The 448-nt window shown below is 67.9% G+C and carries 1 protein-coding gene; it reads right to left on the reverse strand.

What is annotated here, in order from left to right:
• Positions 1 to 448 (reverse strand): VCBS domain-containing protein (locus SM757_RS35085; protein WP_322468882.1); only part of this gene is annotated, 448 nt, incomplete at both ends.

Below are 448 nucleotides of genomic sequence, written 5' to 3' on the forward strand. Positions count from 1 at the left end.
GAGTAGCTCCAGGCGCCGGCGGCGTTGATGGTCAGCGTGCCCCAGGCGCCGCCGCTGGTGGTGTCGGAGACGGTGGTGGAGAACTTGTTCTGGCCGGTGTCGGCGTCAGAGATCGCCAACGAGCCCGTGCGCGTGAGCTGAATGCCCGGCGTGAGGGTGTCGGTGTCGGCGTCTTCAGTCAGCGCGGCCTGGGCATTGGCGCCGTCGGTGCCTGCGTTGATGGTGGCGGCGTCGTTGACGCCAGTGATGACGATGGTGACGGTCTGCGTCGCAGTGCCGTCCAGGCTAGCCACCGAGAAGGTCTCGGTGTGCGTCTCGCCTGCCTTAAGCGCCTGCAGCGCGGCCAGGCTGTTGTCGACCGTGTAGCTCCAAGTGCCGGCAGCGTTGATGGTCAGCGCGCCCCAGGCGCCGCCGCTGGTGGTGTCGGTGACGGTGGTGGAGAACTTGT

It is taken from the genome of Azohydromonas lata, assembly GCF_034427735.1.
GTDB lineage: Bacteria > Pseudomonadota > Gammaproteobacteria > Burkholderiales > Burkholderiaceae_C > Azohydromonas > Azohydromonas lata.